Consider the following 19,614-nt stretch of genomic DNA (forward strand, 5'->3'; position numbering starts at 1 on the left):
TTAAAAATTTGATGTTTTCTTTTCCTGTAGCACTCAAGTTTGCGTGATAAAATTAAGTGAGAGTTTGTTTCTTTTTATGATAGAGGATAATCCATGCCGGGCAGTGGGATTCGGCCATTTTCAAGATCTGTTTCAGTCATGTTGTTACTGCTGACCCTGGCAGTCACAGCTTGCTCTGCCCTTGCGCCCGGTTCGCGTTCGACCTGGAAACTGACCGACCCACCGCCATTGAATCCTCAGAATCAATCTTTGCAGAGCCCGACGAACACACAGACTCCGCAGTCAAAACCGCGAGAAACGCAACGCGTTGCCCCGAAAACCATTCCACAAAGACAACCGGCAACCTCCCAACCTCAAGAAGATCTATTTGCTGTCCCGGAATCCTTAGACCGCAAACAGCTGCCACAGCCGCAAGATCTGCCCGAAGAGATCAAGCCGCAACCACGTCTAAAGGTGCCCGACGTGCAAAGTCGCATGCAGCCGAAGTCAGTCCCGAAGCGCCCGTCCGGCCCGATGATGACTCCCCCTTCCGCATCTGGTCCATTGGAAATGAGCGTCGAAGTCATTCCCAAACGACAACTGGGTAGCGGAGCCACGTTCTACCTGATCATCAAAAACGTCAGTGATCGCTCAGTCAGAAACGTGCTCATGCAATGCGAATTCGATACGGCACTGCTTTTTCCCGGAAGACGTGAAAAGAAAATCGGACAACGCCTGGGAACGCTGCAGCCGGGCGAGTCCAAGGAAATTTCTCTCACACTCTACAGCGATACGCTCGGCAATCACTGCTGCCGATTCCGAGCGATTGCAGACGGCGAAGAACTCGTCTGGAAATCAGTCTGTGTGGAATATGAGAAGAAACAACTGGACCTGTCTGTCATTGGCCCTTCAGTGAGAACCATTGGCAGCCGTGCCGAGTATATCGTCAAACTGTCAAACGTCTCTGACGTCGATTTAAACGACATCCAGGTCACCATCTCCTACGATCCCGTGTTGATTCCCCGCGAAGCCTCCATCGGTTCAGAACGCGAAACCGGGAAGTTGAAATGGGAACTGGATACCGTCCGCAAGGGGGAAGGCGTTCAGCTGCAGGTCGAATTCGAGTGTGAAGTCGCCGCCGAACATGCCTGTTTAAGGGTGAATGTGACCAGCCCCGAACTCCCCAATGAACTGGTCTCCGCCTGTTTGAAAGTCACGCCAGCAACTGGCGTCCTTGATGTTCAGGTCCGCGATACGAAAGACCCCATCGCCCGCGGCGAAGAGACGACCTATGAAGTCAGCATCGAAAACCGGGGACTGCAACCAGCGAAAGATATTTCACTGCAGGCGAAAATCCCACGCATGTTCCGCGTCGTTTCTGTCGAAGCCTACCAGGGAAATCAGAAACTCAGCGTTCGCCCCCAGGTGAATCAGAATATTTTAACCGTCTCCCCCATCCAGGAACTGCCGGCAGACGCCTTCCTGCGGTATACCATTCTGGTCAAAGCCATCGGTTCGGGCGATGAAGAATTCGTCGTCACGATCTCGGGCGCCGACACCGATAAACTCGATACCAGTGTCAGCGAAATCACCACCGTCAATCGCTAAGACATATCAAAACCGTTTCCTCAATGCTTTTTCACATGTTCTGGAAAATCTTGCTCATACCGTTTCAGCAGCGCGTCCCTATCTGCGGGCACAATATAAATCTTGCCTCGAATGGTTTTTGTTTCTCCCGGCTGTAAACCGCCGAGCCGAAAATCAGCATGCAGACAACGAATCACGCCTTGAAACAGTTCCTGATACGGCTCAAACGCTGTCGCAAAGATCAAGCTTTTATCAGCACTATAACAACCGATCAATCCATTGCTGGGAACTTCCTTACTGAGCGGTCTGGGATTCACATCCGTCCGGGGGACATTCTTCGGACACCAGACCTGCCCCGGAATGTAACGTGCTTTCATCGCCCAGTTCCGGGTGGGCATCATCGCCAGTTTCCCATCCAGAAAGATGAATGACTTTTTGACATAAGCATACTTGTCGTCCGTTGTCGCCTTACCCAGGCCAGTGAAATCACCCACACGAATACAAGGCTGCGCCCAATGGACTTCTGAACGACGCTTGGTGGGATTGTGAGCCACGAGATGAAAATCAACCTCGTCATCCTTCGCAGTGATCGTGTGATGCACCGTGACACCATCCGCAACGGTACACTTCAGTTTGAGTACCGTCTGATCGTCATTCATGGACAGAGTCTGCGTTTCATGTTTCACGACCGTATGCTTACCCCAGTCCGCATCGGTTGAATTTGCACGGCAGTACGCTTCCAGATAATTAATCGGAATGGTTCCGCCGGGAATATGATCGCCGTGAATCGTCAGCATGTTCTTTTCGCGCGAGAGAGTCAGTTTGGGTTTCGTCTTCTCTGCCAATTTTTCAGCTGCCCATAGACGAGACTCCACCTGCATCAAGCTGGCACCAACCACAACTCCCAACAGCAAAAGCGAATAAGCGAGCGACTTCATCACTTCCTCCGATACAAATTAGTTTTGATTATCAGTGATTGTTTCAATCATGTTCAAATGCGCAAAGAAAAACAACCGGAATGCATGAAACACGCCGGTTGTTTTTTCTATCCAATTTTTTCTTTTCCAACCCGCTTACACAAACGGAGTGATGCCGGGCATCGCCACTTTCGGTTCGGGCAACGACATCGCCATGTCGTATTTCTCGGGAGAGAGATCTTCTTTCGAATTCATCGCCTGTTCCCAGGTGAGAGTCTTACCTGTATAAGCCGACATGCGGGCGATGATTCCCATCATCGAGCTATTTGCCATGTATTCGCCGTTGTTAATAACATCACCATTGCGTAATGCCTTATACATTTCGTTGTGTTCCAACTGATGCATATTGGTACGACGGCGAGCCCCCTTCCAGGGATTTTTGCCTTCGATCTGATATTTCATCAAAGTCGCTGTCCCATCCGTCCCTGAGACCGTATCCACAAACATCGAGCTGCAGCCAGGCTGATGCCGCGTGGTCGCCAGAAACTTGACGCCATTCGCATATTCGTAGACCGTGCTGAAGTGATCATAAATGTGACCATACTCAGGGGCGATGCGCGTTTGACGACCGCCGGTGCTGTAGCAACGAACGGGATACTCACCCATCACCCAGGATTGTTTATCCAATTCATGCACGAATTGTTCGGTGTTGAAATCGCCGGACAGCCAGGTATGGTAATACCAGTTCCGCATCTGGTATTCCATGTCCGACCATTCCGGTTTGCGTTTCGCCATTTTAGCGACGCCCCCCAGGAAGCGAACACTTTGTAGCGAGATAATATCGCCAATACCGCCACTATGAATTTTGTCGACCATTTCCTGCATACCGGTTTCATACCGCCAGCATAAGCCGGAAACAATCGTCAGATTCTTCTGTTTGGCTTCTTTGGTGGTTTTCAAAACGGAGCGAATTCCAGGCCCATCCACGGCGACTGGTTTTTCACAAAAGACATGTTTGTTGGCATCAATACAGGCCTTCAAGTGTTGCGGGCGGAAATGCGGGGGTGTTGCCAGCAAGACCAGATCCACGCCAGAATCGATCAGCCTCTGATACGCGTCGAAGCCCACAAATTTATGATCGGCATCGACCTTCACACGGTCTTGAACTTCAGTCTTCTTCAGATTCTGATAGCTCTGCTCCAGTTGATCACCAAACGCGTCTGCCAGCGCAACCAGCTCCACATTGGGGTCAGCCCGCAAAGTTTGAGCGGCGGCACCGGTTCCCCGCCCGCCACAACCTACCAGACCGACCTTGATCAATTCGGTACTGGCAGCGAACGCGCCTGAGGTTAACGCAGGGTTCACCACGAGCCCGGAAGTCGCGAGCGTCGCCAGAGATTGTTTCATAAATTTGCGACGTCCTTGAGACGGCTGTTGTTCAGAGGCGTTTTCGGGCATGAGAAAACCTTTCATTCAGAATTAATCAGATACTATGTCTCTGGATCAGGCGAGCTTGTTCAATCAAGTTCGCTACAGGTAGGATGTTTGAGGACAATCATCAGAAGCTCCACTTCTTAATGATCTTAATTTATTATCAACGCTGGTTCAGGCAAGATCAAGCGCACGATCCATGCGTTCCGAAATATCCTGTAATCTTTGACGGTCGCCCCCTTTGACTTCTGCAGTCGCCCAGCCTTGCGTATAGCCGATGTCCTGTAACGCTTTACGCACTTCCGGCCAGTTACAGTCACCTTCTGTAATTTCGACCTGGAAGCCTTTCCAGAGGCCTTCGTCCTTCTGTTTTTTGCGACTGTATTCTTTAATGTCGAGTTTCACAATCCGCGGTCCCAGAATGCGAATCCACTGATCGGGCCAGCCGAAACGGACCACATTTCCAACATCAAAATAAACCCCCGCCGCCGGGCTCTCCAGTTCATCAATAAACCGCGCCATCTCAAGCGGGCTCAACAGAAAATTATTCCACACATTTTCGACCAGTAGTTTGATTCCCTGCTTCTCTGCATAAGGCAGATTTTTGCGGAGCTTGGCCTGCTGCTGTTGATAGACGACATCATATGGATTGTCCTGATCGACGCGGCCTGCGACCACCAGAACGCTGGTGCCGCCATAATATTTTGCCTGATCAATGGAATCTTTCAATTCATCGCGACTGCTGTTTAAAAAGCCATGCACTTGCACTCCCGTCGCATCACTGGCTTTACGAACTTCTTTCGGATCAACCTTGGTGCGATAATGAATTTCCGTGCCTGCGAAGCCTGCATCCTTGAGCATTTTAAATTTGTCAAGCACCGGAACCTTTTCCGTAATCATCTGATACTTGACCGCTTTTTTAATTTTGGAAAGTGGCTTGGCCTTTGATGTTCCCGATGCACTCGCCGTCAGCGGTGAAAGCAGACTGCCTGCCACCAGCGACGCAGACGCCTGTTGCAGAAAGGTCCGGCGCGAACTCTGATTCTGTAAATCAATAAATCTCTGACCTTGATCCGGCATATGGCTGTTCCTGTTCTTAATTCCCCTGACCTTTGATCAATACATGCTCATGTATCCAGAATACCCTGACCCCATCTGCATCGCAAATCCAGCTAGTTTTCTGAGCCTGTTGGCGTTACCGGATTCTGTTTTCGAGTGACTTTGACAGTCACTTGCCCTGTATTATCCGCCAGTTCATCCCATGCATCGTTCAACCGAAAATACAGAGTTCCTGTCACCGGTGCCATCCAGGTTGCTTTTGCTCCCAGCGGATATTCCTGCAAAATCGGATGCATGCTGTCTGCATCCTCAGACGGCTTAATCAACATCAACAACCGCCCCAGAGGTTGTTGCTTGAAATAACGGAAACTAATTCCGTCTGCGGTACTTTCCCAGGGTTTCGGCTGCTGTGCTAAAGTAAAAATACCGTCTGCCGTCACTTCATACGTCTGGCCCTGCCCAACTTCAATCAGGCTCGACTGCCAGCCACGATTACTTTGAATCGTCGCGTCTCGAGACGTCTCCGGGGATAGCGGCAAGCCGGGAGCAATTGTCAGCGTGGCACGTTCAAAATCGTAACCGGGCTGCAGGTTTTTAACAAAGAGCAACCAGGCTGCGTTCAGATCAGAATAATTTCCGTTGATCATGCGGGCAACCATGCCGGAAAACTCGGTCCCCTGCATATGCCGGGAGAGTTCACGAAATGATTTTGAATATTCGGGATGCTTGTCAAAGAATTGACACAGCGCCCACGACCACGCATACGCATCGTTGTTACCCACAAAATCATTGGATTGGAATTGCATCACGTCCCGCATTGACTTGGGTGGTTCTTCTTGCACCGCTTCCTGGATAAGTGAAATCCGCCCCAGGCCGCCGAAGTCATTTTTATTATAAGGCATCACATTGAACTGAATCTTGCCATCCTTGCCAATCGAATGCGTGGCCATCGATTCTGCAATTCCTTCCAGATACCAGACCGGTGCGCCAATATCTTCCATAATCATGCTATAGCAGTGCGTGTATTCGTGCAGCATTAAGTGGCGCAGATAATAATTCTCACTCTGCGAATCCATCCAGAACTGCGCCCTCAGATGGCGGCCATTGATGATCTCGGGTAACGCGTCTAAAATCACGCCCGCTTTTTTAAATAGTTCCCGATTCTGCATGATATAACCGGTCACCTGAAACTCAGTCCCCTCTCGATTCGGGGGCAAGGGACCAAAGTAATCGACCAGTGCCAGATACGCCTGATCGACGACCGCCGGAAGCGTCTTTGCAATTTTGGGATCAATGTCAGTATACAGTTTCAGCCGCGGCGACTCATAACAGTGGATCCCCAGTAAGGCTAACCGCTGATTATTATGCACGGGCCTCTGATCACTGGGACGATAAATCGTTTTCGGCGTTTTCGCAACAGACGCTTTCGCTGGTTTTGGTTTGTGATTGGATACCGTATCGGCCACTGGTTCTGTTGTTGAAGTCGCTTGCTTTGTTACAGGTTTTTGTGAAACCGCTGTTGAAGCTGTCTCAACGGGCGCTGCCTCACTGATCACAACCTCTGATTCCTCAGACACCTGAGGTGCGGGAGCATTGGATCCACAACCAGCCACCAGAAAACCGATTCCAGCCATCCAGTAAATCATTCGATGATGACAACAGTCAATCATGGGAAACATCTTCTCGTATTGAAATCTTCGTTTTGGGAATTCACTTGATCCTAAAATCTGGCTTATGTCGTCTTTCCCATTGTGACCGATTTCTCTTGCAGAGTCGAGTACTCTGATTCGATTCTTGACTGAGTTGATCATTGCCGCCATTTATCGCAAAATGATCAAAGCAACCTCTTTAAGGTTGCCACTGCTGACAGTGGGTCTGGAAAAACCGCCCACTCTCGCTCTTACGCCAAAATTAACCTGAATCTATGACTGTTTCTGCTCCTTTTTCCTCTGAGGGATCATCTCTATGAGTTCATTTCGTTACAGCCTGAATGCCAGTACAATTCGTACAACTCCTCTGCTTGACAAAATCCGGATCGCAGCCGAAGCCGGCTATCAGGGTATTGAACTCTGGTTTGATGAAATCGAAGCATTCCAGGCCGAAGGCGGCACATTAGAAGCCGTTTCCGCAGCCATTCAGGAATCCGGCCTGGCGATTCCTACGATGATAATGCTCCGCGACTGGTGGTCTGCTTCCCCTGAAGAGTATCCAGCGGTTTTCAATACCTGCCTGGAAAGGATCAAGCTGGCTGCGCAACTGGAGGCGGAATATGTAATCGCCTGTCCGCATCGCGAAAAACCGGATTATGATCTTGGGGCACAGCGCTATCGAGAACTACTCGAAGCCGGCATTGAAGCGGGCGCAAAACCGGCGGTGGAATTTCTGGGATTCGTCGAAGCGGTCACTAAAATTGAAGACGCGTTGCTAATCGTGGAGAAATCCGGTCACCCTGAAGCGACGCTGGTACTTGATCCGTTTCATGTCTTTCGTGGTGGCGGATCCATGGAAACGATCGCACAACTCAAGCCCGAACAGATCGCCATCTCTCACTTCAACGACGCCGTCGATACCATCCCCCGCGAAGAGCAGATGGACCCCGACCGCGTTTTACCCGGAGACGGACATCTCGATCTGACACGCTATTGCCAGCTCTTGAAACAGATCGGCTATCAAAGTTGGCTGTCACTCGAACTGTTCCGCGAAGATCTCTGGAAACAGGAACCGCTTGATGTCGCTAAACTGGGACTGGAACGCATGCAGACCATTGCGGAAAACACGTGAGTTTCACATTCAATCTTGTTTTTGGGCAGCGATATAGTTAGCGAGATTGGTCAGATTCTGCACAAAGACGCGCGTATCAATCACGGGTACATTCTCCTGCTTTGCAGTGCGAATGTCACCCTGCTTGATCCAGGCCCCGCGTGCATTCAGTGAATCAATCGCGGACTTCGCTTTCGCCGTTAGTGATGGCGTCAGTCGCACGCGGCGTGTGGGAAATCTCATCGACGCCAATCGCTCCGGAGAGGCCTGCATAAGACTCCGATAGCGACTCTCGAGCGAATTGACGCTGGATTTGATAATGAAACTGTAGTGTGTTGGCATATCGTCCGAACTGTAGGTCAACTGATATTGTTTGGTGAAGTACAACGGGCGATTCGTTTTCAGTTCGTAAAACCGCGCCAGCTTTCCACCCGGCAATTCCGACTTTTTCAAATACGCCAGTGCAGACGGAATCGGTGCCAGGTATTTTTTCTCGCCGGAATAAATATAAATCTGCATCAATGTCCGGATGATTCCCTGCGACTCGCCTCCGGTAACCGCCGGCGGTTCAAATTTCCGTGCCCAGGCTGGTTGCATTTCCCGATTATACTGCTGTGCCCAGGCTGGCTGCGGTTCCGGCATTTGCGCCAGCAGAATAAAGTCGCCTGCCTTCAAAGCAGCGTCGCGGTAGCGATCTTTTTTGTAAACATGATGCGCCAAAAACATCAGATCGACCAGATCTGCAATTGCATTATCGTTGAACGTGTAATATGTCTGATACTTCTTTTTCGGAAACGTGCGCGACCAGCTTTCCGGATAGTTCGCTTTTATTACCGGGAAATCTTTGGGATCAGGGAAACTGGAATAACGTTGAGGCCAACCACCATTTGGATATTGCGCTTTCAGAAAAGCATCGAGCGCATAGGTCACAGCACCGTGAATCGCCTGATCCTGAAATTTCAGTTCTTGATCCAGTAAAATTAAAAAGTGCAATGCAGACTGTGATGTATTATCGTCAAACGTGGTTACGTTGCGTGCTTTGGGGCCGCCTCCATCAATCCGATACTGGGCATTCTCTCGCTTTTTGAAATCAATCGTGTAAGACCAGCCGCCTGATTTCAACTGACCTTTCACCAGAGCACTGGCGGCTCCTTTGGCGGCAGCAAGTAAATAAGGTTCACCGGTTTTCTGATATGCGGTCAAAAATGCCTGGCCGACAGTCGGCGTTCCCGGCGGTTGCACCCAGACCATCGAATCAGTGGCACGCCCTTCCCCTTCACGCAGCGATAAATCTTCACTGTACCGCCAGAGATAACCGCCCTCGGTGGCAACATCACTCGTGAAATAGTGTGTGGCTTTTTTCAATGCCTGTTTCGCATCGGCAGAGGTAATCTCCGCCGAAAGGCCTTGTTCAGGATGCCCCCACAACAAAAGAGCAAAAAGCAAAAACAAACCACAGATTCTCGGACGAGCAAAAGAGACAGTCATTGCCGGAGATTCCTTCTAATGCAGGATACGCAGGAAAAGCAAAACCTCTTCATCGTACAAAAAGCAGGCATTGAGGGAAAGCAACTATTACTTAATCTCATTCATAATAGGAGAAGGCACTTTTTCTATCAGGCATTCGCTTGCGTCGCGAGCAAATCTATGTAATGCTCATACCCACTTGAGATATTCCTCTAAGATTATTCCGGAGCAGCGCTTATGTTGGAAGACTATCCTTTTTTGATTCTAGGCATTGGCATCGCCATTGTCATCGGCATGATTATCTTTCTGAAGATCAATGCATTTCTGGCATTGATCACAGCGGCAATGGCAGTCAGCCTGCTGGGGCCCGAATCAGCGGATGGCATTAATCGCATTAAACGCGTTGCCATTGCGTTCGGCGATTCTGTCTCCGGTATTGGTATTGTGATCGCGCTCGCAGCGATCATCGGAAAATGTATGATGGACAGTGGAGCTGCCGACCGGATCGTTCGAACGTTCCTGAATGCGCTCGGCGAAAAAAATGCGTCGCTGGCGCTGATGGGAAGTGGCTTCGTCCTGGCCGTCCCTGTCTTTTTTGATACCGTCTTCTATCTGTTAATCCCCCTGGCTCGTTCGCTGTATCGCAGCACCAAGCGTAACTATCTGATGTATATCATGGCGATCGCTGCGGGAGGCGCAATCACACATACCCTGGTCCCCCCGACCCCCGGTCCGCTCTCCATGGCTGATAATCTTGGGGTTGATCTGGGAAAAATGATTTTTGTCGGTGTGCTCGTCGCACTGCCTGCTGCGTTTGCAGGTATTCTCTATGCAATGTTTGCCAATCGCCTGATGAATATTCCGATGCGCGACATCGCCGAACATAAAGACCCCGATCCTCTCGAAGAACATGAATTGCCTTCGCTCATGGTCTCGCTCAGTCCCATCGTATTACCTGTGTTGATGATTACTGCCAACACACTTGTGAATTCCATGATCGCCAGTGGCACCGGCCCGCAAAGCCTGCTGGAAAAAATCAGTCCGTTCACCTCCGTGATTGGCGACGCCAACTTTGCTCTCCTGGTGGCAACGGCAATCGCCCTCGTGATCCTGTTCCGACAGCGAAATCTGACACTGCTCAAATTAGGAGCCAGCGTGGAAAATGCGTTGATGAGTGGTGGCGTGATTATTCTGATCACCGCAGGCGGTGGCGCGTTTGGAAAAATGTTGACAGTGGCTCAAATCGGCCCAGCCATTCAAGCGAAGTTCGGCAGTGCGGAAGGAGACGCTACCGGACTCAGTTTTCTGTTTCTGGGATTCGGAATCGCTGCTCTGCTGAAAATCGCGCAGGGTTCCAGTACCGTCGCCATGATTACCACATCTGCTATGCTGGCAACAATGAACGTGAATACCGAAATGCTCGGATTTGATCCGGTCTACCTCGCTACGGCTATTGGAGCAGGTTCACTCATCGGTTCCTGGATGAACGACAGTGGCTTCTGGATCTTCTGTAAGATGAGTGGCCTCACCGAAGAAGAGGCACTCAAATCTTGGACACCGCTACTGATTGTGTTAGGTTTTACCAGCCTGGGAACCACTGTCTTGCTCTCCATTGTCTGGCCGATGACGTAATGCCTTTTCCAGACTAAATCTTTACACTGCCTGTAGTAGTGCGTAGTCTGGAGTGTGTATTTCCTCATCCGTATCTCACAGTTCTGAAGACAGGGAATCCTGGTATGAGTCAACTGTTTCCTGATTGTCAAATCATTCCCCAGCCCGATTTTCAGTTTTCCTTTCGTGTGAAAGGCAAAGAACGACTGCGCTGGCACCACGATCCCAAATACTCACGGCCCTTCTTTTACCCACTGACAGGTCCCTCCGAGATCCCCTTGACCCGCATCGGACATCCGGGTGCTCCCAACCATGATCACCATCGCTCTATTTGGTTTGCCCATCATCAGGTTCTGGGCATCAATTTCTGGGCAGAAAATACCGGGGCCCAGATTATCCAGAAACGCTGGCTCTCGATCGATGAACGAGAAGACGAAGCGATTCTGGCTGTGGAACTGGATTGGATGGACGGCCATAATCCTCAGCCGTTATTACGCCAGGAATCGATTTCGGCGATCAGAACTAACGAGAAAGACGAGTTGTTTCTGGAACTACAATCCACTTTTTACCCGATTTCTGAATCACTCGAGTTTCAGAAAACCAATTTTGGATTTCTGGCCGTCCGTGTCGCGAAATCCATTTCCAGTTTTTTTGGAGCGGGAACGATCACCAATAGTAGACAACAGGTCGGCGAGAAAAACATCTTCGGCAAGCCAGCAGAGTGGATGGATTATTCAGGCCCTGTCGCACCCAATATCACAGAAGGCATCACCTACTTTTACCATCCGTCCAATCCTGTAGCCGGGCCGGAAAAATCTGTCTCGTGGCACATACGCGAAGATGGCTGGATGGGAGCTTCTCCCTGCATGCACGGCCCGCTCGAAACAACTCGTAAGGCGCCGCTCACATTTCGCTTCCTGTTGCAGGCACACGCGGGTGAAATCAATCACGCTCAGACCGACAAAATCTATAAAGCGTTTGCTCAAAGTCAGCCATTTCAAATCAAGAAGCCGAGCCAGCGGCACACCAGTGCCACGGTAACGAGGGTCGCGTAAGCAGCAACCGGGCTTTACCAGACCAGTTCAATCCCTGCTGTCAAACCATCGGTTGTGAACCCAGAGTTCTCCTGCCGGACTTTTGTTCCTACTGCAGGATTCGTTGCCGCACGATCTTCATTATAATCAATGATATTGAAGGCACGTGAGATCTGTCCGATAAACAGATAGTCATAACCGATAAAACAACGCAAGTGATCATTCACATTCAGTTTTGCATAAAGTGAAAGCTGGAATGTGGGTGAAAATTCATTATTTTTCTGTACGGAAACGAAGGTGGGATCGGTGGCTTCGAACAACTGATTTGTTCTGACCTGGTTCGTATTTCGGTTGAAACCAAAGGTAAATTTCGGTTCTGCTCCGATTGAGAATCGACTATGTCTGAATTCGGCCCGTGCACCAATGCTGGGACCAAACACCCTATTCTCCACTTTGGAATAGATGGTTGTGGTACGAGGTGTTCCAATTCCACCACCGGAATCAACACCCACCTGATTCATATTTTCCCGCAAGCTGATAACACGGAAACCAAACAAAGGCCGCATGCGAAACCCTTCTCCGGGCAAGTAAGAATCCAGAACATAATTGACTCCGGTCCCCACCATTTCGGTGTTCAGATCGACGGTATAACTCGTGTCATACACGTTTGTGTTGGATGCCAGTTCGCCATTCACATTAAAGTTTGTCACGACCACCAGATTATCTCCGGGGATCAAATTGTCTTGTGTGGCATAGATGGAGTCCGTGGGACGATGAGATTCATTTTTAAACAGGCCCCAGACATTCCACTCCAGGCTACCTTCTGGCAAGGGAAATTCGAGGACGCCCCGCATCCCGTTTGTATCCATAGAGTTGTCATTATATTCCAGAGCCACTCCATTCCCTCTTCCGATACCGGTCGAGCGATCAAAAACGGCTTCCGGTTCTGTAGGATCCGCCACTCCCAAAATCGGTGCACTCAACAATACATCTTCTGGGCCTTCCATAGACCAATGTAGATAATCAATACGTAATCGGGATGTCTTGAATAGATTCTTGATGGATTTATCAATCGGTGAATCGTAAGTCCACCCGCGATCGACAGGTAACTGACGAACGATCGATCTGGAATATGTGTTGACACCAGAGAAAAATCCCGCGTCACCCACAGCTTCTTCGTCCATCATATCCGCATCACCGTGCATGACAGTTTCCGTCGTGCCATCATCGGCTGCTGCTGATTGTTTCTGCCCCACCGGTAGAACGGCAGAACTCAGCAACACCAGTAGTGCACTTAGTCTGAATGGAGTAATCAACATTACTTTCCAGGATGTGCGACTCATCGATTAAAACCTTGAAATATTTGGATCAAAACACACTACAGTGTTATTTAAAACGAGACATTCTCTTTTATTGTTACGGAAGCAGGAATCCGTTCAGACTGATCTGACCATCAAATGTACCTCCGCCAGGATTGAACAGGATGAAGCTGTTGTTGTTCCCGACAGAAGTCACGAACACAAAATTATTCACACCGGTCCCGAGTGTCAGAGGACCATTGATCATGGCATTGAAGCCTACTGCGGTTTCGTTATCATCAACTCCACCATCAAACAACGACATCGCGTTGTTATCGATGATCACTGAAGAATCAGTCGCATCAATCAGGTCAAAGAAGATTGCATTGCTGGCAATCCCTGACATTGTGATAAAGTTGGTATCGATTGTAACATTCGAGTTTGCCGCCAAATCCAGAAAACGCAAGCCTGTTGAATCTTCACCGGACAACACAAATCCCTGATCAACATTGTTTGTAATCAGGATATTAGATGGTCCCTCTGTTTGAACTTGAATCCCTTCACTATCGTCACCTGTAATAGTGAAGTTATTATTATTGAATACCTGGAGTGTCAACAGATCTGTCAGCTCAGTGCTGGTGGCATCGATATTGATCCCTTGATTATTGGTAGCTCCGGTCCCAATGAAATTGTTCGCATTGGCGACAGTAATATTCATCGGTCCTTCCCATCTTACATCCAGACCTGCTGAGTTAGATGCACTGTTTGTAATAGAGTTGCCTTCCAGCAAGACATCTAGCAGTGAATCATCAAGCAAACCACCGGATTGAATGTGAATTGCATCGGCACTATCATCCGTGATTGTGTTGTTCTGCAGCGTAATATTAAAGGCGTCATCGTCTGTATTCGTCAGTTCGATATTTGCTGTATATTCAAGAGAATATTCGGTGCCAGTAGTACCATTATCCAGCAACTCCGATTCGGTCATCTCGAACGTACGACCATTGACAATTCTGACACCAGCCCCTGCAGAATCTTCGACTCGTACGCGTGTCAGTGTCATACGCGTTTCGTCGTCAACAGTGGTTTCATGCCACTCGATACCAGAAACCGTGGGGGTGATAATTTCCAGGCCATCAATGGCGACACGGTCGATGTCTTCGGCCCAGACCCCATGAGTGGTTGAGGTGATCGTTCCCCCGGAATCAATGGTTGTACCATCTCCGGTGATCGAAAACAGGCCGGGAGTTCGTACCAATCGAATACCGGCACTATTTGAATAGAAGTTATTCGTCACATTCAAGTCAGGCCCCGTGGAAGGGCCGGCGTTCACAGTGGTGAGCACCATCGAGATATTCGAATCTTGAATATCGATGGCTGACGCCCCCGTCACATCGATCACACCACTTGTAGAACTCAGTGTTCCTGTATTGGCGTTAGCAATGAAAGCCAGGTTGTTTGCTGCTGTGATATTCAAATTACCAAAGTTCACATTACCAACATTGTTTTCTACAAAGACGGCAGCCCCAACCTCAGGAGGTGTCTGAGTTACAAATGGAATGCTGTTTGCCGTTACACCAAGAGAAGAAAAGTTGATCACCGGAGTCGTATTCAGAATGTGAACGGTGGGGACTGTCGCCAAGGCGGTTCCTGTAACTGTTGTATTACCAAAGGTCACCGTAGGCGCAGTGCCACCCTGTCCCGCATTATCGATCAACAAGACAGAACTCGTAGTACTACTATTCGATAGATTTGTACTTCCCATGCGGATGATGGGACTGTCATCCATCACAATGAATGCTTCAAGTGCAGTTCCCGAAACCGTTGTGGTACCTTCGACATTAAATGAACCGGTATTCCCGCCAGCATTGAACGAGATACCTTCACCCGTACTCCCAATAACATCAAGAGAACCTTCAAAGATGATATTTCCGCTTGTACTATTGATGTCGATACCGTGCTCTGTTGCAAGAGAAACACCATTCGAGATCGAAGTGTTTCCAACAACTGCCATATTTCCTGACAAATTGTTGACCAACAGACCGGTTCCATTACGATTCAGAATACTGATATCCTCCATCTGGAACACACCCTGAAAATCTTCGACGAAAATACTGGCATCTGTAGCTGAATCAATGGTCGTGGCAGCCTGTCCGGTATTTCTAAAGGTCACAATCGCATTACCAGTACCCCCAGTGACGTGAATACCTTCATTTGTACTGCCTGTAATTGTTACGTTATCCAGAACAGCACCACCTGCGATATTGTTAATTAAAACACCTTGACTGTTTGTATCAACAATCGTCGAGCCTGTCATATTCACAGAGCTTCCGGTTGTGTTCTGAATCAAGACAGCACGACCTGCACCAGTATTGGTGATGGTACCTCCATCATATCTGACGAGGGGGTCTCCGCCGTCTACGACAAATGCATTCCCGGCTGTGTTGGTCACATTGGTTGTGTTGAAGGACAAACTGCCTGTAGTACTGCTCAGGAAGATGCCTTCACCGACAGCATTGTTGATATCAACAAAATTGACATCCGCCTCGGAAATACCAATTCCCACAACACCGCGGCCTGTGGGTGTGTTCATGATAAAACCGGAAAACTCGCTGTTCGATGCCAGAATCACACCATCACCGACCGTATTATTAAAGGTAGGACGTACCAGACTGTTGGGTCGGAGCGGATTACCAAACGAGGGTGAGTTAGGCAATAGTCGGGAACCAAATCCCTGGATATCGATGAAGTGATCAATTCCCTGACCTTCACCTAACACTCGATCTCCGGCGGCAAGCGTGATGGGAGGCCCGTTATTGAATTCACTTCCGGCGTGGGTAAAGATGATGTCGGTATCAGGTCCTGCCTGTGCTTCGGCGATGGTCTGGAAAGGAGTCAGCACCATACCGTCGCCCCCCGCTGCCGCCAGCGAATCGACGTGTGAGACCGTCCAAGGTAGACCGGTTGCAGGATTAACGGCGATAAGCCCGGAATCGACTACGTCACGTTTTTCAACCACAACATTGTATTTTTTCCGGACCCGTTCAGCCATACGATACATCTGGGTCGATTTTTCCATCTTGTTCCACTCTGGACGTCCTGCAAAGTTCCAGGTGATATTGAAGAAAACATTCGTATTGAATGTTGCATCATTCGTAATGCTCAACTCTGTCAAAACATTCGGTAATGGATTAGCCTGGATACGACCGCTCCAACCCCAGACATCTTCACTGCCCGTCGCGGCAAAATGATAGGTTCCGGCATAAATTCTTGCTTCATGCTTTTGTGCCAGTTGCCCCCAGATCGGGACCCCAATTTCCGCATCAAAACCACGCATGGCTGTTCCCAGGGTTCGTGTCTGGTCATACAGAACATTGAAACCTGAAAATCGTTGACTGCCTTCGTTGAACTCCAGGTTTAACTCTTTTTGACGCGTACCGAACGGCAGATAAAAGTTTCCGTTCGCATCCCAGTAACGTCCCATCGTTTCCACGTTGAGAACCAATTGCTGGAAGATTTTTGTCGAAGAATCATCCCGGCCGTAGTAAACACTCGAACCGAAGATCCGATCTGTGTCGTAATTAAAAAAGCGATAACCAAAACCAGCACTTCCCCCCAAGTGACCACGATTGGTCCGGAACAGTTGAAAGTTTCCAAACAGCATGCCGGCATCGTCCGGATTTTTGGTCCAGGTAAACAGATAAGGCATCGCTTCCAGGTAAGAAATCGATTCATCCAGACCTACGGTCTTACCTGCCTGATGACCGGCACGAAACAGGGTTCCCATGCCATTCCCGGGAATGACAGATTGTATTCCTTCGAGACTGCCTTCGGTCTCTGTCCCATCAGCAATGATCGTTTGAAATTCGACTTCTTCTTGGGCCAATAATGTTCCTGACATGGCGGAGATCGCCAGAACGATTACGCCGGCGATCAGGCGAAATGCAATTTTCATAAACCGTCCAGAATAGCTTGATGTCAACACAGGCATCTGTTTCACCTCGACAATGCACTCTGAGTGCAATTTGGCGTTATCGTCCCGCTCTGTTGTATTTTGATCTGTCATGAAATTGTTTTGATCTATGACAATATTTTCAGGAAAATCCATGAGATTATCTCAACAAGTAATCTTCTGAATTCAGGAACAAGTCCCGAAAAACTCACTGGACTTGAACTATCAAGTTGCTTTGACACAACACGCAAGCACTCAAACACAGACCATTCCACCAAAGGCAGAACGCAACCCTCTTACAGGGAAACAGGTCTGTTATGAATGACTTGAAAAAATCAATTGTTTAAAGGAATTGTTTCAGTACGACCGGCTGGTAATCATCATGAGAGAGGTTGTTTAGATCATTACACTTCTATCGAAAGATAGAAACTGGTCGAACTTAAAGGATATGTTGTGACACGAACCGGGAAAAATGAGGTTTTTAACGGAAACGTGCTACTGGTATTTGATAAGTTAACTGGTTGTATTTAATGTGAATTGTGACTCGGAAGAATCATGAGACGTCCTTGTGATAAGGCTGTCCCGTTTTGGATGAAACAGGAAAGTAATTCCGAATGGTTTACCTTCTTGACCGTCCTGAGAGAGATTGATTCTTTGAGTTTAAGAGATGTTGGGCGGGAACATATTCTAATTTCAAATCCGACGAAAGACGAATTTGACATTTCAGTTGAGAATTTTTTGACAATTTTCAAAATAGTCAGCGAAAAAAAACAGTTCGCATCCTTTCTGACCCCTAAAAAAAGGGGAAATGGCATACATCATAAATGAGTAATGAACCCTATTTAGTTAATCTGGCCTTGAAACTGGCAGCCGGTCTCGAAACACTGCCTCACGCAGAGTTAGAAAAACATCGCTCATTTATCCTGTCACAACAACAGCCAGATGGGGGGTTTACCGGCAGAGAAGGAGACTCGGATCTCTATTATACCGGGTTTGCCGTTCGAAGCCTGGGCATCTTAGGAGGTCTTGAAAAGCAGGATGCGGACAACATCAGCCGATTTCTGAAGCAATTCGTGCTTGAAAAACTATCAACCATTGACCTGCTGAGTTGGCTTTATTGTGCCTTGATCGTACAGGCATCAGGCGGTGAAGACCTGCTGGCAACAGCCCCTGACAATTGGAATACCCGAATTTCACTCAATCTGGAACGTCTGAGAACCACTGACGGCGGCTATGCCAAGTCAGAACAGGGCGCCCTGGGAAGCACTTACCACAGTTTCCTCGTCGTATTAATTTATCAGCTCATTGGCCTGGATGTTCCCGATCCAAATGATTTGATTCAGTTTCTCTATGACCGTCAGCGTGATGATGGAGGTTTCGTCGAAATTTCCCCCATGAAACGTAGCGGAACGAACCCGACAGCAGCAGCAGTCGCCACACTGATCATCTTGAACGCCATGGATGAAGAGCTGAAAAGCGATGTAAGCGACTTTCTCAAGCAGGTTAAAAGCTCGGAAGGGGGCTATCAGGCAAATACACGAATTCCTTTTGCCGATGGCCTGTCCACGTTTACGGGACTACTGACGGCACTGGATCTGGAGCTGTTTTCGCTGATTGAGCACGACCAGACCCTGAAATTCATGACCGAATGGCTGGAGTTCCCCATCGGAGGCTTCCGCGGCGCCAGTTGGGATGAACAGGCAGATGTGGAGTATACCTTTTACGGCCTGGGAGTCCTGGCTTTACTCGCAAGCTGTCCGGAGAAGTGACTCCAATTACTCGGGAGTATCTTCCAGATAAAGCAAGCGCCCACACGACTTACAGAAAACCAGTCGCCCGGAATTCAATTCCACACGCAATTGCGGCTCGATCATCACATTACAGGCAGAACAAAACCGCCCCTCAACAGGTGCCAGAGCGCCAGCACCATGTGAACGCACGAGCCGCGCGAACATGACTTTGAGGCTCTCAGGAATAATCTGCTCTGCATCAGCAATTGTCGCTTTGCATTCCTCAATTTCTTCATTTAATCGATTGCGGGCAGATTCAAAATCCTGGGCCGTTTTTTTCGCTTCTGCATGTGCGGCGTCTTTTTGCTTCACCCAGGACTGAACTTCCTCTTCTTTCTTATCGATTTTGTCCATCAATTCCAGAATTTCATCTTCCAGAACGCTATTGGCCATCTCGTCGGCTGCAATTTGACCTTTAATGATATCAAATTCTTTATTCGAGGAAGCGGAATTCAGCTTGCCCTTCAAATCCAGGATCTTAGCTTCGTTAGACTGCAAATCCAGGTTTTTCTGCTGCACCTGTTTTTTTAACTGCAGTACCTGGTCCTGAACTTCCTTCAGCTTTTCTTCCTGAATTAAAGCAAACTGCTCCTTCAGTTTAATTCGCTTGGGACCCTGCTCTAATTTCTGGTCCACATCATATAGTCTCAGATATAAATGATGTAAAGCTTTTAAACTGGCTGCAGTAGTCGACATGTTAAAGAACTCCAGAAACGCTTATTTTTGTGA

13 protein-coding genes are annotated in these 19,614 nt (G+C 48.7%); 5 read left to right on the forward strand and 8 right to left on the reverse strand.

What is annotated here, in order from left to right:
- Positions 1-138 precede the first annotated feature (138 nt).
- A complete protein-coding gene (locus tag Enr17x_RS22075; protein ID WP_145311859.1) occupies positions 139-1,587 on the forward strand; it encodes a COG1361 family protein in 1,449 nt (482 codons plus the stop codon).
- A 20-nt stretch (positions 1,588-1,607) separates the two neighbouring features.
- Here the strand turns inward: Enr17x_RS22075 and Enr17x_RS22080 are convergent, their stop codons facing one another.
- The 4 genes from Enr17x_RS22080 to Enr17x_RS22095 form a co-directional block, all read right to left on the reverse strand.
- Positions 1,608-2,504: a hypothetical protein gene (locus Enr17x_RS22080; RefSeq protein ID WP_145311860.1), complete on the reverse strand. Its 897-nt coding sequence runs from the start codon at positions 2,502-2,504 to the stop codon at positions 1,608-1,610.
- Between the two features lie 135 nt (positions 2,505-2,639).
- Complete coding sequence (locus tag Enr17x_RS22085; RefSeq protein ID WP_145311861.1) at positions 2,640-3,941, reverse strand: Gfo/Idh/MocA family protein; 1,302 nt, start codon at positions 3,939-3,941, stop codon at positions 2,640-2,642.
- Between the two features lie 147 nt (positions 3,942-4,088).
- Positions 4,089-4,994 carry a sugar phosphate isomerase/epimerase family protein gene (locus Enr17x_RS22090; RefSeq protein WP_145311862.1) on the reverse strand — a complete coding sequence of 302 codons (906 nt, stop codon included), beginning with the start codon at positions 4,992-4,994 and terminating at the stop codon, positions 4,089-4,091.
- A 92-nt stretch (positions 4,995-5,086) separates the two neighbouring features.
- Positions 5,087-6,643 carry a hypothetical protein gene (locus Enr17x_RS22095; RefSeq protein WP_145311863.1) on the reverse strand — a complete coding sequence of 519 codons (1,557 nt, stop codon included), beginning with the start codon at positions 6,641-6,643 and terminating at the stop codon, positions 5,087-5,089.
- A 295-nt stretch (positions 6,644-6,938) separates the two neighbouring features.
- Here Enr17x_RS22095 and Enr17x_RS22100 point away from each other — a divergent pair, with 295 nt between their 5' ends.
- On the forward strand, positions 6,939-7,754 hold the full coding sequence (locus Enr17x_RS22100) for a sugar phosphate isomerase/epimerase family protein (RefSeq protein ID WP_145311864.1): 816 nt from the start codon (positions 6,939-6,941) through the stop codon (positions 7,752-7,754).
- A gap of 9 nt (positions 7,755-7,763) precedes the next feature.
- Here the strand turns inward: Enr17x_RS22100 and Enr17x_RS22105 are convergent, their stop codons facing one another.
- Entirely contained in the window at positions 7,764-9,221 is a 1,458-nt protein-coding gene (locus Enr17x_RS22105; RefSeq protein WP_145311865.1) for a pectate lyase, read from the reverse strand.
- A gap of 216 nt (positions 9,222-9,437) precedes the next feature.
- Here Enr17x_RS22105 and Enr17x_RS22110 point away from each other — a divergent pair, with 216 nt between their 5' ends.
- Both Enr17x_RS22110 and Enr17x_RS22115 read left to right on the forward strand, forming a co-directional pair.
- On the forward strand, positions 9,438-10,832 hold the full coding sequence (locus Enr17x_RS22110; RefSeq protein ID WP_145311866.1) for a GntP family permease: 1,395 nt from the start codon (positions 9,438-9,440) through the stop codon (positions 10,830-10,832).
- Between the two features lie 104 nt (positions 10,833-10,936).
- Complete coding sequence (locus Enr17x_RS22115) at positions 10,937-11,866, forward strand: DUF6807 domain-containing protein (protein ID WP_145311867.1); 930 nt, start codon at positions 10,937-10,939, stop codon at positions 11,864-11,866.
- A gap of 14 nt (positions 11,867-11,880) precedes the next feature.
- Here the strand turns inward: Enr17x_RS22115 and Enr17x_RS22120 are convergent, their stop codons facing one another.
- Together Enr17x_RS22120 and Enr17x_RS22125 are read right to left on the reverse strand one after the other, a co-directional pair.
- Entirely contained in the window at positions 11,881-13,188 is a 1,308-nt protein-coding gene (locus Enr17x_RS22120) for a BBP7 family outer membrane beta-barrel protein (protein WP_145311868.1), read from the reverse strand.
- Positions 13,189-13,261: 73 nt separating this feature from the next.
- Positions 13,262-17,098: a beta strand repeat-containing protein gene (locus Enr17x_RS22125; protein ID WP_198000735.1), complete on the reverse strand. Its 3,837-nt coding sequence runs from the start codon at positions 17,096-17,098 to the stop codon at positions 13,262-13,264.
- 821 nt (positions 17,099-17,919) lie between these two features.
- Between Enr17x_RS22125 and Enr17x_RS22130 the strand changes: the two genes are divergently transcribed.
- A complete protein-coding gene (locus Enr17x_RS22130) occupies positions 17,920-18,864 on the forward strand; it encodes a prenyltransferase/squalene oxidase repeat-containing protein (protein WP_145311870.1) in 945 nt (314 codons plus the stop codon).
- Between the two features lie 6 nt (positions 18,865-18,870).
- On the opposite strand, the gene Enr17x_RS22135 is transcribed toward Enr17x_RS22130, so the two are convergent.
- Entirely contained in the window at positions 18,871-19,581 is a 711-nt protein-coding gene (locus tag Enr17x_RS22135) for a zinc ribbon domain-containing protein (RefSeq protein ID WP_145311871.1), read from the reverse strand.
- Between the last annotated feature and the right edge of the window lie 33 nt (positions 19,582-19,614).

Source organism: Gimesia fumaroli, assembly GCF_007754425.1.
Lineage (GTDB): Bacteria > Planctomycetota > Planctomycetia > Planctomycetales > Planctomycetaceae > Gimesia > Gimesia fumaroli.

What these genes read in the sequence shown, in the direction of transcription:
- Enr17x_RS22075 (WP_145311859.1), top strand. Translation starts at nt 139, where the DNA reads ATGTTGTTACTGCTGACCCTGGCAGTCACAGCTTGCTCTGCCCTTGCG.
- Enr17x_RS22080 (WP_145311860.1), bottom strand. Translation starts at nt 2,504, where the DNA reads ATGAAGTCGCTCGCTTATTCGCTTTTGCTGTTGGGAGTTGTGGTTGGT.
- Enr17x_RS22085 (WP_145311861.1), bottom strand. Translation starts at nt 3,941, where the DNA reads ATGCCCGAAAACGCCTCTGAACAACAGCCGTCTCAAGGACGTCGCAAA.
- Enr17x_RS22090 (WP_145311862.1), bottom strand. Translation starts at nt 4,994, where the DNA reads ATGCCGGATCAAGGTCAGAGATTTATTGATTTACAGAATCAGAGTTCG.
- Enr17x_RS22095 (WP_145311863.1), bottom strand. Translation starts at nt 6,643, where the DNA reads ATGATTGACTGTTGTCATCATCGAATGATTTACTGGATGGCTGGAATC.
- Enr17x_RS22100 (WP_145311864.1), top strand. Translation starts at nt 6,939, where the DNA reads ATGAGTTCATTTCGTTACAGCCTGAATGCCAGTACAATTCGTACAACT.
- Enr17x_RS22105 (WP_145311865.1), bottom strand. Translation starts at nt 9,221, where the DNA reads ATGACTGTCTCTTTTGCTCGTCCGAGAATCTGTGGTTTGTTTTTGCTT.
- Enr17x_RS22110 (WP_145311866.1), top strand. Translation starts at nt 9,438, where the DNA reads ATGTTGGAAGACTATCCTTTTTTGATTCTAGGCATTGGCATCGCCATT.
- Enr17x_RS22115 (WP_145311867.1), top strand. Translation starts at nt 10,937, where the DNA reads ATGAGTCAACTGTTTCCTGATTGTCAAATCATTCCCCAGCCCGATTTT.
- Enr17x_RS22120 (WP_145311868.1), bottom strand. Translation starts at nt 13,188, where the DNA reads ATGAGTCGCACATCCTGGAAAGTAATGTTGATTACTCCATTCAGACTA.
- Enr17x_RS22125 (WP_198000735.1), bottom strand. Translation starts at nt 17,098, where the DNA reads ATGAAAATTGCATTTCGCCTGATCGCCGGCGTAATCGTTCTGGCGATC.
- Enr17x_RS22130 (WP_145311870.1), top strand. Translation starts at nt 17,920, where the DNA reads ATGAGTAATGAACCCTATTTAGTTAATCTGGCCTTGAAACTGGCAGCC.
- Enr17x_RS22135 (WP_145311871.1), bottom strand. Translation starts at nt 19,581, where the DNA reads ATGTCGACTACTGCAGCCAGTTTAAAAGCTTTACATCATTTATATCTG.